Genomic DNA, 13,407 nt, shown 5'->3' with positions numbered 1-13,407 from the left:
AGGAAGACGGAAATCCTGTGGATTTTCTTTGGAATACATACGGCAAATGCCGTACTGATGATAGACAAGATCAGGAACAGGACGGTGAAAGCGGCATGATATGATTTTACAGGCAGAGGCAGAAGATGTCTTCAGACTTCTTCCCGAGCGTCATGTCTTGTAGGGTAAGATTGTGTGAGAAATTACAGGAATAGGACTATAAAAATGGCATATGAAGTGAGTATGCTCTATCATCTTCATATGCCATCTTGATTTTTAGGGACATTTACTGAATATCCCTATTTCATATTTCCCGCCGAGTTTACCAAGTGTATTTTTCCACAGGTTTCTGCTAGCTTTTTCATCCATGAGCGAGGGGATGTCCGCCTTATCCACCAGCCAGGTGTTCTCTGTTATTTCTTGGTTCAGTTGTCCGGGTTCCCAGCCGGAGTAGCCCAGGAAGAAGCGTATCTTTCCTTTAATGGAGTTTCCCTCGGCCATGAATTGCTTGATTGCGGAAAAGTCGCCGTTCAGGTAAATTCCGTCAGTTATGGGGAGCGAATCCGCTATGTTTTCCAGCGTATGCACGTAAAAAAGCGTATCGGTGCTGATTGGACCGCCTTTGTAGATAGGTATGTTTTCCCGGCAATCAATCTCGTTTAATAAATCATTTAGGAACAGGGGCAGCGGTTTGTTCATCACCAGCCCCATTGTTCCGTTTTGTGTATGGTCTACTAATAGAATGACAGAACGTCCGAACATATGGTCGCACAAAAAAGGTTCGGATATAAGAACTTTTCCTTGTGCGGGTACTACATGGTTCGTTTCTATTTTGAATATGTCTGTATTGATATACATGCCCCCAAATTAAGTATTTTTCTATAAAGGAGCAAATTATCTTTCTCTTTTTTTCAGAGAAAAGCGCCTTTATATGGATTTTTAAAGTTTTAATGAGGGGGCGTTTCTTATTTTACCGGATGATTTTCGGCAAAGACGGCCATGCGTTCGTCCAACTGTTCGTATTGGTGTTCCCGGATGAACGAGGTGCAGGCGCGCAATCCTTGCTGGCAGCTTCCGGTCGTTACCAGTGAAATGGCACTTACGCCATAGTACATCAGCTCTTTGGCGAGTTCTCCGCTACTCATGCCGGGATAGCCGATAGTGAAATAGAATCCGTCGGCCACGGGCTCGCCGAGGTCGTTGTCGTACACCAGGTAGAAACCGTGGCGTAGGAAAATCTCTTTGAGACGCCGTGCACGTTCTCCGTATACTTTTACTTCGTCCAAGAAGTTGTACTTGCCTTCATTGGCGGCTTTCAGCATAGCGGCAAGTGCATATTGCGCGGAATGGCTGGTTCCGGAGGAAAGGGCATACAGGACGCGGTGAATGAATACCGTGCCGAATGTACCTCCGCCATAGCGTTTCGTCAGCCCCGGGTATGCCCGGTGATAGAGTTTGTCCGAAATGCAGCTCACTCCGATGCGTTGTCCTGCATAGCTGAATGCCTTGGAACCGGATATGAGCAGTACGTAGTGGTCGGTATAATGGGCTATGGATGGCTGGTACGGTGCTTGGAACGGCTTGCTCAAATCCTGGCGGAAATCCATGGCGAAATAGGCGAGGTCTTCCAGGACAATCGCGTCGTACCGGGTGGCAAGCTCGCCGATGATGCGTAGTTCTTCTTCCTTCAGGCATATCCAACTCGGATTGTTGGGGTTAGAGTAGACAATGGCAGAGATATTGCCTTTTTCGAGATAGCTTTCGAGCTTGGCTTTCAGCTTATCGCCCCGGTAATCGTATACATCGAAGGTTTCGTATTTTTGTCCCATTACGACCAACTGTTGCTTTTGTACGGGGAAGCCGGGGTCGATAAATAAAATGGTGTCTTTCTTTTCATCGCATTGGCTGCACGTAAGGAACGAGGCAAAAGTGCCTTGCATAGACCCTGTAACCGGTACGCATCCTTCCGGCGCTACATCTGCGTCGATAAAGGCTTTGATAAAGCGGGACGCTTCTTCTTTCAGTGCAGGCAGTCCGTTGATGTCCGGGTAGAGGCTTGCTATTCCTTCTTGCAGGGCTTCTATCTCAGCCTTTACGCCCACAGCGGAGGGGGGCAGTCCGGGAACTCCCATTTCCATTTTTATAAATTCTACGCCTGAAGCGGCCTCTGCTTTGGCTGCGATTGCTTTTACTTCGCGGATAGTGGCTTTTGAAAAGTCTGCAATATGAAAGTCCTCGATAGTTTCATCGATTAATTTGCGTTCAATAGGAGTTTTTTTCATGGTTTCTATTTTTTATTCTTGCAAAGATAACATAAATCTCTTATAATCAACCGATGTTAAAAAAAAGATGATTTTTTTCTTTCAAGCTATTGCAGGTTTCAAAAAAACACCTACCTTTGCAACCGCAATCGAGAGAGATAGCAACGATACAATGAAATTATGGTGCGTTAGTTCAGCTGGTTAGAATACATGCCTGTCACGCATGGGGTCACGGGTTCGAGTCCCGTACGCACCGCTTAATAATTTGAAAGTCGCTGATTAACAGCGACTTTTCTTTTTATAAATATCTCTACTTCCCCCTCTTGCTCCCCCAATCTTTTATACTTAATTAATGTACGAGCGTTAGAGAAAGTAATTTTATCTTTTTTATAAACTGCAAAACGTTTTGTGATGTTTCTCCAAATCATTTTGTGAGTATTTTACACCTATTAACACAAAACGAATTGCGATTTTTCTATTTATTTTCCAACACAATTTAAAGGGGGCTCAAAGAGTACTTAAAAGCACCTCAAATCATATAAAATTATCTATATATAAAGGGGCATGTGCACCTAAATCTGATTTTATAGTCTATAAATATGGTAAGGGCTTACAGCTTTTTATCTAGTGGTGCTTTATGGATACGTAAGGTACAACAGAAAAATAATTAGATGTACACTATCTCGGTTTTGTCTATTCCTCAAAGGATATTAAGGAAATATGAAGATAATGAAGATAATGCAGAGTGCATAAAGAAAGGTGTACTTTTGCCCGTAATTGGTAATCAGCGCATGAATGCCTATTTAAAAGAAATCGCTGATTTATGCGGCATTATCAAGCGCCTAACTACTCATGTGGCGAGCATACTGTAACTACAGTTGTTTTTCTCGTTAACGGTGTATCAATGGAAAATGTATCTAAGATTTTGGGACATTCCAATATCAGAATGATACAACATTATGCAAGAATATTAGATAGCTCTATTATGCGTGATATGATTAATGTTGAACAAAGTTTTATAGGTAAATAGTTTTTTATTATTAACTTTATTTCAAAAGAAGTAATATGAAGTGTTTTGTTATTATGCCTATATCCGATGCAGAGGGTTATTTTGTTAGACATTTCAATAAAGTTTATCAGTGCCTTCTAAGACCTGCAATTGAAAAAGCCGGATTCGAAGCAATAAGTACAGGCTTGCCAAAAGAAAAAACATCTCGAAACTGCCACGTGTACAGCTTCGAGATGAATTTTTACTGTTAGTTGTTTGCTTTGATATAGGGCTAACGGGTTTAAAATCATATGTTGTATTCAGCAAATTATAATCTTTCTCCACAAAGGTTCATTGGTAGCACATTCTTATATTATCATATAATCTTAACAAAGATAATTATTCTCCTTTGAAAATGAAATAATTATAGAGAAATGACTACTTTTGTTTCATATAAAAGTGAAAACACATAATTGAGCATATGAAAAAGTTGATACTATTTTTTACTAATCCGATTATTGGAGGAATCTTGTCTTTAATAGGAATTTTGGAAATTCTATTTAGTATCCCGTCCACATATCTAAATTATAGAATATCATTGTGGATAATAGTTTTAGTTATCGGATTTATCATTTTTGCATCATATTTATATAAAAAGCTACGAATTCTATATTTTATTAAAACATATACTTCTGATAGTTTTGGAGGATCTCGTACTTATACATGGAAATGGAGTAAAACCATATATTATACCAATGTTTACGGATATATGCCCGACCACATTAATGTTCAAGATATAACAAAGTTAGATCCTGATACAAAAGTATATGATTTCAGTCACTGCATAACAAACAAAGATTTATTGCAAGAATATATAATGGTTAGTTTATATGATAAGGTGGAAAACAGTAAGCAGACTAATCTATTTATACAACAATTACATAGCCTTGAAGCTCATTATTCCAAGCAAAGGCAATAAGACCTTTATCCCAATATTTTAAATAGAAAGTACATATTGACGAACGAACAACAAAAACTTGTCAAAAAGAAATATCCCGAAATTGCCACGTGTACAGCTTCGGGATAATTTTTTTCTTACTTGTCCGTTCTGTGTTCTTTTTTAAGCTTTCGGAGTGTACTTATATCAAATCGTTCCTTTATGAACTCTCGTACATCGGAAGCCCAGTTAATAGACTCTTCTGCTAATCATCATAAAAGGTAGCAGTTTCTTGCTTCTCAATTTCTGTAATGTTTGAGTACTGACATTGAACGACTGGCATAAATCCTGATTTTTCAAAAGTTTATCACCCGGCATTATTTCGGGATTAGTCTGCAAACTCTTTATATCTTTGCCTACTTCATCCAGTTTATCAAGAAGTTTTTGCATCCAGTCTTTGAACTCATAATTGTCTATATACATATTTGCTTCATTTTTCAGGTTATGCACTAATGATTACCAATCGATTGATGAAGCAAAGTTCTGCAAATAAGAGCAAACAAATTACAAGGTAGCGTACGCTATCCCGTATAAATTGATACTAAACGTCTGATTATCTATATCCTTTACTTTCGTGTTCTTTTCGGATAAGGTTTGCCAATTCGTTAAGGAACTCTGTTAGCTTTGTTGACTTTCGCTTGATGACATCCATGTACTTTTAGTGATAATCATCCAATTTTACAATAAAGAGCCATTCAAAGGCTTTGCCTAAATCTGTCAGGTGAATAGGTTTTCCATTCTGATATATTATACGTTTGGAGAGAAATAAGCCACTGACAATTTTCATGATATTGATAAGGCTTGTCTTGTTTGTCAAATGGAGAAGAGAAAAGAATAGCTTATTTGCGTGTTGCTGAAATTGTTCCGGATATTTTATGTACAATTTGATAATACGCATTTCATTATTTAGTAATCCCCGTTGCTTCATCAATCAAATACAAATAGGGTATTTTTTCTTGCTCAAACCGTACACGATATGATTTAAAACGATGCAAGCCAAAAGAAAAATAACGTAATAAAACGCTGTAATTTTGTTCGTTGATACTAAAATCGGCTAAATGGGTAGCCAATTCTTCAATAGCTTCTGTAAATTCGGATGCAGAAGCTTTACGCTGTGAGTATTTCGATAATAATCGGAAGAATCTCTGTTTCAATAAATTATTCATTATGGAAATTATAGAAAGAAGTCCCACCAACGTGGTAGAACTTCTTTTTTAATAAGTTATTTATTCACAAACTGAAAATCATATTCATTATATCTGTTACCAATATTAGGATATTTTTTTAAAAGCAGTTGTATATTAGAAACATCTTCCGTTGATAGATTTACATCTATCGCTTTTGCATTTTCTTCTAAATACTTAATCCGTTTAGTTCCCGGAATAGGAATTATATTTTCACTTTGTGCCAATATCCAAGCTAAGGCAAGTTGGGCTGGGGTTATTCCTTTGCTTTCTGCTATTTCTGCAATTTCAATAGCCAGTTTTTGATTATTTTCCCAATATTTACCGTTATAACGTGGCAAATGCTTGCGGAAATCATGTTCTTCCAATACATTTACGTTGATAGTATTTGTTACTAAACCTCTGCCTAACGGTGAAAATGGAACTAAAGTTACACCTAATTCTTTTGTTAATGGCAAAATTTCTTTTTCGACATCATGTGTTAATAAAGAATATTCACTTTCAACCGCAGATATAGGATGAACATTACAAGCTCTTTTCAGTGATTCGGAAGAACATTCGCTTAGTCCCAAATAGCGTACTTTACCCTCTTTTACTAACTCTGCCATAGCTTCAACTGTTTCTTCGATTGGTATTGTGGGGTCAATCCGATGCGCATAATACAAGTCTATGGTTTCGATATTTAATCTTTTCAAACTGTTCTCTACAGCTTGTTTTACATATCTTGGAGAAGCATCCACATAACTTTCACCACTAGCGAACACGCTACCTTGACTATTGCGTAAGCGAAAACCAAATTTTGTTGCAATGAAAATCTGATTTCTTTTTTCTGCTAATACTTTGGATAGCAATTCTTCATTAGCACCATTTCCATACACATCCGCAGTATCCCAGAAATTAATGCCAAGTTCTAAAGCACAATGCAATGTCTTAATGCTTTCTTTTTCATCGGCTGCTCCATACGCAGCACTCATTCCCATACAACCCAATCCGATAGCGGATAGGTTTACTTCTGTTTTGCCTAATTTTCTGTACTTCATTATTTATATTTTTTGGTCGGTACAAAATTAGGTAATGAAAATATGGTTGATTAACACAATTCAAAGCATCATTTGCATAAATCAAATAATTGTTGCTTTTTAATTTCGCTTGGCGATTTTCCTGTATGCTTACGATAGAATTTACTGAAATAGGCTATGCTTTCAAATCCCAAGCTATAAGCTATTTCTGAAATAGAAAGATTACTATGTAATAAATACTGGGTACATTCTTTAATTATTCTTTCCGCAATCATTGTAGAGGTCGTTTTTCCAGTAGTATCTTTTACCACTTTATTTAAATGATTAACGTGTATAGACAAACGATTTGCATAATCGGCAGGAGTACGCAAACTTAATACTGAATGTGGATAATCAATAGGAAATTGTCTATCCAATAATTCTATGAATAATTCTGTAATACGTTGCGAAGCATTCGGATGTGATTCATATTTATTTGACTCCTGCATTTTTAAAGCTGTATGTATCAATAAATGAAGATAGCAACGTAAGACGTTAGATTTTTTTACATAATTTGATTGATTTTCTTCCTGCATTTGTGTGTATATATCCATGACTTTCGCAACTTGTGCGTCATTCAAGAAGAAAACCTTATCTCCACTAACTTTGAATAATGGTATATTAGCCAAAGAGCCGTTCTTTTCTTCTGACTGAACAAACTGCTCATTGAATATGCAGAACATACCTTTCTGTTCTTCACTAATTGATTCCCAGGCATAAGGGACTAAAGGATTAGAAAATAAAATGGCAGGACGATTTACTAAAATCCATTTATCTGCATAATATAGTTTTCCCACACCAATAATCAATGTGATTTTATAAAAATCTCTGTAACTGAATTGTACTGTCCCAAAATTACATTGTCGGGTAAGAACATTGAAATATGGTTTCTCCTTAGAGTAGGTTGTACCCAGTTGAGGGTCACAACACTGGATTCTTTTATAGAACTGTGGAATACTTTCGGACATAGTTTCTAATTTGGTATGACAAAATTACGAGAAAGTCTAAAGATACAATAAGTTAATAATAATACGGCTTCATATTCACTTAATTATAGAGAGATAGAAAATGATTAGTTTGATATGCGAGTAATATTTAGTATCTTTGCACCAACTCAAACAATCACCGCAACATTAAGCACTCATCTATATCTATTCCGGCATATCATGAGGCAAGTTGCGTGTCTCGAATATTATTGAGATAGTCCCAATAGATTCCTTTTTCCACGGTGATGTGTTGCCGGTATCCATTTCTCTTGTCCTTTTAAAATGACGGACGGATATGCACAAAGCATAAACAGTATAAAAAACAATGAGGATTTCATGATATTGTTTTTATTCAATTCGAAATTCCGCACTCATAAACCATTTTTGGGAAGAGTTATTAAAACCTATTTCTTTGATTACTTTATAAATGCCCGGTTTGTTGTCATTGAACAATGGATAGAGTTTGGCTTTGAACTGATAACTGCCGTGAGGCTCCAATAAAATTCCAATGGAGTTCACCATATTATTGGCGTTCAAAGGGAACCATTCTTTTGCCTGTTTGCGTGCTACTAAATAATCTTCGCCGAAAAAGATGTTTTGTTGGTTCAAATTGTTATTGGTCAGTATTACATTTATGCTTTCTGTCCCAATAGGCTAAACTGATTTTTCGGTTTTCATCTCTATTTGTAATGTATCGGTATATGTCTTATATATAATGGGAGAAGGGGTATGAACTGTTCCATAATTAATGGCAGAATAGTTAAGCATTTCTTTTCTAAATAATTCTTGGTAATGAATCGAATTATTAATCAAATCCACAAAAATTGAGTCGCCGCGCATATAAGAGCCATAGATGTTTTGCGATGAAATAGTGTTACCGTTCCAAGCAGCATCCATTTGCTCTCTCAGTCGCTTTGCACCGGTTTCATCCACTAATTCGAATTCTGCATAAGCAATTCTCGTATTTTTGTTGAATGCCTTGTAGATGCGATATTTACCCGGACGATTGGGTACTTCGGAGGTGTAAAGTTGGATTGTCTGTGTGTGGGTAGGATGTTCCGGCGGGAATATCCATAGAATGCTGTCGATTATGGGATTGGTAGGCAGGGATTCCCAAGATTTCAGCTTTTCGTTGTAAAAAGCAAGAGCGTAACTTTCTTTGCAATTATATTCGTTATGGGAGCGATTGGTTATGCTTACTTTCACTTCTGTTGTTGATAATGGGTAATAATCATATTCAGTTTGCATGGATAGTGAGTCGGGATTAATGCTATCCGTAGGCTGATGCAAAACATATGGTTCCTTTTGCAGACGAATGTTGTCCGTTTTGTTTTTTTGCTCTTTTGGGGACGGGGTTCCTTCTTGTTTGGGGTTGTTGGTACACCCGGTAATGAAAAAACAAAATAGACATAAAATCATCGTTTTCATAGTCCGTACTATTTATTGGGTGAAACAATGTATATACAAAAGTAATAAAAGTGCCATTCATCAGCAATCAGAATTTGTAAAGAATCCATAGATACGCTTTTTCATGAGCTATCTATTGGATGTCTTTCAAACAGCATTAAAGGTGTAGGTTTAAAATGCTTCTGCAAATTGAAATAGAAATCCTGCCGTATCTTTACCGAAGCCGTAATCGATGCGTATATTTACGTTATGTTTGAATTCAACTCGTAACCCTAAGCCATAATTGGGTAGGATATGTTTCATTTTTAATTTGTTGAGAGAAGGAAATACCGTTCCGCAACCCAACCATGCCACACAGCCTATACGACTGTAAATATGTTGCCTTAATTCCAGTTGTGTCGCTACCTGGCTGCAATCTATATAACGCCCGCCATAATAACCGCGCATCCGGCTATCATCGCTTCCTAACTCTTCCCTTAGCGGCCACGGAGTGTGCTTGTTGTTGAATTGCCCGTAAAGGTCGAATGCAAGGACGCTACCTTTCCACATGCGGCTATAGGCATCGAAAATCATGGTTGTGCTGAATAAGGTTTTATTGTAGGAGCTTAAAAAGCTTGGATAGACTGTCTCTTTAGCCATAAAGTAGATTCCGCGTTTAGGATTTAAGATAAAATCCCGTGTGTCATATTGAATGGATGCGCCTATTCCTATAAAGAAATAAGATTTCTTTTGTCCTTCCAAATAAGCAGGATTGGCTATTTTAGTCAAATCCGTATATTTTATATTGAGAACCGCACCTGCATGGATGTTTTTAGTGAGTTTATAAACGTAATCCGATTCCCAGTTGATAAGCTGCTTAGTGTATTCGGAAATGGGATTCGCGCTGCAAGCATCGTATGTAATACCCCAAAAGTCCAGTGTCTTATGTTGGAATTGCAAGCGGTAGCTTAAACGGGCTTTATTTCCTTTGAAATGGTTGTTCCCTTTCACGGTAATTCCGTAAAAGCCATTAATCGTAGCGCTTCCGGATAATGATATGTCAGAAGGTTGCATGATAGAATCCGTACGGTCTGAACGGTATAATGCCGTTGCAGCTCCTCCGATACCGAAACTGCCTTCTTTGGTATAACAAGGGGCTACTACAAAGCTTATATCTATATGTTTCTCGAAAGTCCTGTCTACATTGCCGTACAAAAGACTATTCCAATATTTTTTTAATCCTTTCGCCGGTATGGAATCTGGTTGGGCAAAAGCGGTTGTTGTAGAAGCAAAAAGGGCGATTGCGCTGATAATAACGTATTTTGTATTCATCTTTATATCTGTTTTTTACTTTGCAAACCGGTAGGCTATTCCGATACTTATGGTTTGGGGATACATTTTTATTCTGCTGCTGTTTTCGTCGAGAAGGTTGGTTATGCTTGCTTTATAAGTTGCGTTAATTTGAAATCCAGAAATATGCTCGTAACCTATTTTAATGCCGAAACCTGTATTCGAATCGCGTAAAGCCGGCAGTTTCGTGGTGCCGTCTTTTTGGTAAAGGTCTTGTTTGATTCCGTTATATTTGAATGTAGCACCCAAGCCGAATTCTGTATAAGGACCTATGCCGATGTGTAGGCGGTTGGTCTTTGAAAAATAATGGTGGTACATTGCATAGATAGGAATTTCCATTCCCCAATAGCGGTATTCGCCTTTTTGACTGCTCCATTCAAAATCGGAATTTTTGTAGTGGAATAGCATCTCTCCTTGTACGGAAAAAGCTTTTGGTATGCCTAAGTCGAGAAATCCGCCGGCACTGAATCCTAATTTCATCTTGCTTTGGCTGTCGTCGATGCCTGAGTGGATAAAATCGGATACATTCGTTTCTAAAATCACTCCGCCTGTAAAAATGATTTTTTGCTCGTTGAAAGACTTTGCTCCCGCATCGGCGGCATTAAAGGGTTGGGCTTTTAGAATACTCATACTGTTTATTGTCAGTAGTAGGGTGATAAGATACTTTTTCTTCATGCTGATACTGTTTTTTTAGCCGCAAAAGTAGGTAAAGTCCTGTCGCATAGAAAGGTCATTTTGTAGGAGGTGTTGGACGAAACTCTTGATTTCTGTTTTATATATAATATTTTGTCTTATTTTTGTGGTCTAATCTTTATGTGATACTGAAATGGATATACTAAACTTACGAAATGAAGCGCAAAGCAACAGGCAGGTTTTATGTGTGGATGATGATTTCTATATCTTTGATGTGACGGACAACAGTTTGTCGAATCACCCGTTCAAAATAGATATGTACGTATGCTGTATCTGCCTTCAGGGGGAAAGCGTGGGGAAAATTAATTTATCTCCCTATCGCCTGGCTCATGCGAAGATGTCAATCAATATTTCAGGGCAAATATTGGAGCAGGAATTTATAAGCGATGATTTTAGGGGGATATGTATTTTTATGTCGGACAAGTTTATCAGTAGCTTGGGATTGCCCTATAATTTTGAGACTTATATGTTACTTCAGGATATGCCTGTGTTAGATTTGAAACCGGGGCAACTGGATGCCATGCTATCTTATTGTACCATGGTACGCAGGGTTATAGAAAACGGACACCCTTACCGGTTGGATATTATCAAGCATTTGACTTGCGCTTTCTTTTATGGTATAGGTTATTATTTTCATCAGCTATCGAAAAATAAGATATTATCGAATGATGAAGCATTGATGAATGACTTTTCAAAAGAAGTCCAGCAATTCTACAGAAAAGAGAGGAAAGTGCTTTTTTATGCAGACAGATTGCATTTGTCCGCGAGTTATCTGTCTACTGTTATAAAGCATGTTAGCGGAAAGACTGCTGCGGAATGGATTGATGATTACGTTGTATTGGAAGCTAAGGCGTTGCTGAAGTCTACCAAATTGACTATACAGCAAATCAGCGACGAATTGAACTTTCCCTCCCAATCGTTTTTCGGCAAGTATTTCAAGAGGATAACGGGGATGTCGCCCAAAGAATATAGAGAGCAAAAATAGGATAGGATTGAAGATTTTTATGAATATAGTCCCTATCTTTGCAGCCGCATTTATCGGCAGGTGGATTTTGCCGGGGATTACTATATTATGAAACAGAAACGGATACCATTGGTGGGGGAACAATACCTTGTTCCTTTTATATTGATTACTTCTCTCTTTTTCCTATGGGGATTTGCACATGCTATTCTGGATGTGCTGAACAAGCATTTTCAGGAGTTACTGGATATTACGAAAGCGCATTCTGCCTTTATCCAGGCAATGATGTACATGGGATATTTTGTAATGGCTATTCCGGCAGGGCTGTTCATCGGTCGTTTCGGGTATCGCAGGGGAGTAGTTTTCGGGTTGCTGCTGTATGGTATAGGCTCGTTGCTTTTTATCCCCGGGCAGTATTATCTTTCGTTCAATATGTTTCTGTTTGCCCTTTTCGTTATCGGCTGCGGGCTTACATTCCTGGAAACGGCAGCCAATCCTTATGCTACGGAGTTGGGTGCGAGGGAAACGGCAGCCAGCCGCCTGAATTTTGCACAGTCGTTCAACGGGTTGGGATGTATTTGCGCTCCTGTACTGGCCGGCCTGCTGCTGTTCTCGGAGGACGGTAGTGGCAGTGCCGGTAATGTGGCGTTGCCTTATGTGGGTATGGGGATAGTGGTATTATTGGTAGCGCTGATTTTCTCGAAGATAAGATTGCCCGAAATAGAACATAGTGTGGAAGTCGATGAGAACGGACATAGAGTGGGGTTGTGGTTGCACAAGCTTTTTATTTTCGGCCTGCTGGCTTTGTTCGCTTACGAGATAGGAGAGATTTCCATTAATAGCTTTTTTATCAATTATGTGGTAGAGCAGGGGTGGATGAATGCCCGTGAGGCTTCATTGGTGCTGTCATTCGGCGGACTGGGGCTGTTTATGCTGGGACGGTTTGCCGGAAGCTGGATTATGGGGCGTGTACGTGCAGAGAAGATGCTGCTGGTTTGCGCTACGGGAACTGTTGTGACGACTTTGGTAGTATTGCTTGATTTCGGTATGGTGTCGTTGGTTGCGTTGTTGTGTGGATATGCTTTCGAGGCTATCATGTTTCCTACCATATTCGCCCTTTCTCTGAGAGGGCTGGGCAGCCATACCAAGCGTGCCTCTTCTTTCCTGATGATGTCTCCGGTAGGTGGGGTGGTCGGTCCTTTACTAATGGGGCTCGTTGCCGATTATACTACAATGGTTATGGCTTTTATCGTACCTTTGGCTGCGTATTGCGTAGTTTGGTGGGATATTCAGTAAATGTCCCTAAAAATCAAGATGGCATATGAAGATGATAGAGCATACTCACTTCATATGCCATTTTTATAGTCCTATTCCTGTAATTTCTCACACAATCTTACCCTACAAGACATGACGCTCGGGAAGAAGTCTGAAGACATCTTCTGCCTCTGCCTGTAAAATCATATCATGCCGCTTTCACCGTCCTGTTCCTGATCTTGTCTATCATCAGTACGGCATTTGCCGTATGTATTCCAAAGAAAATCCACAGGATTTCCGTCTTCCTGTT

At 38.7% G+C, this 13,407-nt stretch carries 13 protein-coding genes, 1 tRNA gene and 2 pseudogenes; 5 read left to right on the top strand and 11 right to left on the bottom strand.

Features of this window, described 5'->3' with window-relative positions; translation table 11 throughout:
* Positions 1-255: 255 nt before the first annotated feature.
* Both C233_RS0120920 and C233_RS0120915 read right to left on the bottom strand, forming a co-directional pair.
* Positions 256-837: a YqgE/AlgH family protein gene (locus tag C233_RS0120920; RefSeq protein WP_018669448.1), complete on the bottom strand. Its 582-nt coding sequence runs from the start codon at positions 835-837 to the stop codon at positions 256-258.
* Between the two features lie 107 nt (positions 838-944).
* Positions 945-2,261, bottom strand: coding sequence for an aminotransferase class I/II-fold pyridoxal phosphate-dependent enzyme (locus tag C233_RS0120915; protein WP_018669447.1), 1,317 nt, complete (start codon positions 2,259-2,261; stop codon positions 945-947).
* Positions 2,262-2,422: 161 nt separating this feature from the next.
* On the opposite strand from C233_RS0120915, the gene C233_RS0120910 reads away from it, so the two are divergent.
* A tRNA-Asp gene (locus tag C233_RS0120910) sits at positions 2,423-2,496 on the top strand.
* A 1-nt stretch (position 2,497) separates the two neighbouring features.
* Here C233_RS0120910 and C233_RS24325 read toward each other — a convergent pair.
* Positions 2,498-2,668, bottom strand: coding sequence for a hypothetical protein (locus tag C233_RS24325; RefSeq protein WP_154656085.1), 171 nt, complete (start codon positions 2,666-2,668; stop codon positions 2,498-2,500).
* Between the two features lie 195 nt (positions 2,669-2,863).
* Between C233_RS24325 and C233_RS24940 the strand changes: the two are divergent.
* Together C233_RS24940 and C233_RS0120895 are read left to right on the top strand one after the other, a co-directional pair.
* Positions 2,864-3,270 (top strand): annotated as a pseudogene (locus C233_RS24940) (tyrosine-type recombinase/integrase); the annotation flags it as partial.
* Between the two features lie 439 nt (positions 3,271-3,709).
* Positions 3,710-4,207: a hypothetical protein gene (locus C233_RS0120895; RefSeq protein WP_018669445.1), complete on the top strand. Its 498-nt coding sequence runs from the start codon at positions 3,710-3,712 to the stop codon at positions 4,205-4,207.
* 116 nt (positions 4,208-4,323) lie between these two features.
* On the opposite strand, the pseudogene C233_RS23070 reads toward C233_RS0120895, so the two are convergent.
* From C233_RS23070 to C233_RS0120855, 8 genes and pseudogenes are all read right to left on the bottom strand, one after another.
* Positions 4,324-4,648, bottom strand: a pseudogene (locus C233_RS23070) (helix-turn-helix domain-containing protein).
* Between the two features lie 479 nt (positions 4,649-5,127).
* Positions 5,128-5,391 (bottom strand): hypothetical protein, encoded by a 264-nt coding sequence (locus C233_RS23895; RefSeq protein ID WP_206514149.1) that lies wholly within the window; start codon positions 5,389-5,391, stop codon positions 5,128-5,130.
* Between the two features lie 56 nt (positions 5,392-5,447).
* A complete protein-coding gene (locus C233_RS0120880; RefSeq protein ID WP_018669442.1) occupies positions 5,448-6,449 on the bottom strand; it encodes an aldo/keto reductase in 1,002 nt (333 codons plus the stop codon).
* A 68-nt stretch (positions 6,450-6,517) separates the two neighbouring features.
* Complete coding sequence (locus tag C233_RS0120875; RefSeq protein ID WP_018669441.1) at positions 6,518-7,435, bottom strand: helix-turn-helix domain-containing protein; 918 nt, start codon at positions 7,433-7,435, stop codon at positions 6,518-6,520.
* Positions 7,436-7,801: 366 nt separating this feature from the next.
* Complete coding sequence (locus C233_RS24930; protein ID WP_482147597.1) at positions 7,802-8,080, bottom strand: immunoglobulin-like domain-containing protein; 279 nt, start codon at positions 8,078-8,080, stop codon at positions 7,802-7,804.
* 27 nt (positions 8,081-8,107) lie between these two features.
* On the bottom strand, positions 8,108-8,881 hold the full coding sequence (locus C233_RS23340; protein ID WP_018669439.1) for an immunoglobulin-like domain-containing protein: 774 nt from the start codon (positions 8,879-8,881) through the stop codon (positions 8,108-8,110).
* Between the two features lie 150 nt (positions 8,882-9,031).
* Positions 9,032-10,171 carry a BamA/TamA family outer membrane protein gene (locus C233_RS0120860; RefSeq protein ID WP_018669438.1) on the bottom strand — a complete coding sequence of 380 codons (1,140 nt, stop codon included), beginning with the start codon at positions 10,169-10,171 and terminating at the stop codon, positions 9,032-9,034.
* 15 nt (positions 10,172-10,186) lie between these two features.
* Positions 10,187-10,864: a porin family protein gene (locus C233_RS0120855; protein ID WP_025069230.1), complete on the bottom strand. Its 678-nt coding sequence runs from the start codon at positions 10,862-10,864 to the stop codon at positions 10,187-10,189.
* Between the two features lie 151 nt (positions 10,865-11,015).
* On the opposite strand from C233_RS0120855, the gene C233_RS0120850 reads away from it, so the two are divergent.
* Positions 11,016-11,867 carry a helix-turn-helix domain-containing protein gene (locus tag C233_RS0120850; RefSeq protein WP_018669436.1) on the top strand — a complete coding sequence of 284 codons (852 nt, stop codon included), beginning with the start codon at positions 11,016-11,018 and terminating at the stop codon, positions 11,865-11,867.
* 87 nt (positions 11,868-11,954) lie between these two features.
* Complete coding sequence (locus C233_RS0120845; protein WP_026314954.1) at positions 11,955-13,139, top strand: sugar MFS transporter; 1,185 nt, start codon at positions 11,955-11,957, stop codon at positions 13,137-13,139.
* Positions 13,140-13,407 lie beyond the last annotated feature (268 nt).

Source organism: Bacteroides gallinarum DSM 18171 = JCM 13658 (genome assembly GCF_000374365.1).
In the GTDB taxonomy this organism is placed as follows: domain Bacteria; phylum Bacteroidota; class Bacteroidia; order Bacteroidales; family Bacteroidaceae; genus Bacteroides; species Bacteroides gallinarum.
The sequence above is the reverse complement of the archived record's forward strand: the minus strand, read 5'-3'. Positions and strand labels throughout refer to the sequence as shown.

Excerpts from the sequence above, each read along its gene's own strand:
- C233_RS0120855 (WP_025069230.1), bottom strand. The coding sequence starts at position 10,864 with ATGAAGAAAAAGTATCTTATCACCCTACTACTGACAATAAACAGTATG.
- C233_RS0120915 (WP_018669447.1), bottom strand. The coding sequence starts at position 2,261 with ATGAAAAAAACTCCTATTGAACGCAAATTAATCGATGAAACTATCGAG.
- C233_RS0120860 (WP_018669438.1), bottom strand. The coding sequence starts at position 10,171 with ATGAATACAAAATACGTTATTATCAGCGCAATCGCCCTTTTTGCTTCT.
- C233_RS23895 (WP_206514149.1), bottom strand. The coding sequence starts at position 5,391 with ATGAATAATTTATTGAAACAGAGATTCTTCCGATTATTATCGAAATAC.
- C233_RS0120845 (WP_026314954.1), top strand. The coding sequence starts at position 11,955 with ATGAAACAGAAACGGATACCATTGGTGGGGGAACAATACCTTGTTCCT.
- C233_RS23340 (WP_018669439.1), bottom strand. The coding sequence starts at position 8,881 with ATGAAAACGATGATTTTATGTCTATTTTGTTTTTTCATTACCGGGTGT.
- C233_RS0120850 (WP_018669436.1), top strand. The coding sequence starts at position 11,016 with ATGGATATACTAAACTTACGAAATGAAGCGCAAAGCAACAGGCAGGTT.
- C233_RS0120880 (WP_018669442.1), bottom strand. The coding sequence starts at position 6,449 with ATGAAGTACAGAAAATTAGGCAAAACAGAAGTAAACCTATCCGCTATC.
- C233_RS0120895 (WP_018669445.1), top strand. The coding sequence starts at position 3,710 with ATGAAAAAGTTGATACTATTTTTTACTAATCCGATTATTGGAGGAATC.
- C233_RS0120875 (WP_018669441.1), bottom strand. The coding sequence starts at position 7,435 with ATGTCCGAAAGTATTCCACAGTTCTATAAAAGAATCCAGTGTTGTGAC.
- C233_RS24325 (WP_154656085.1), bottom strand. The coding sequence starts at position 2,668 with ATGATTTGGAGAAACATCACAAAACGTTTTGCAGTTTATAAAAAAGAT.
- C233_RS0120920 (WP_018669448.1), bottom strand. The coding sequence starts at position 837 with ATGTATATCAATACAGACATATTCAAAATAGAAACGAACCATGTAGTA.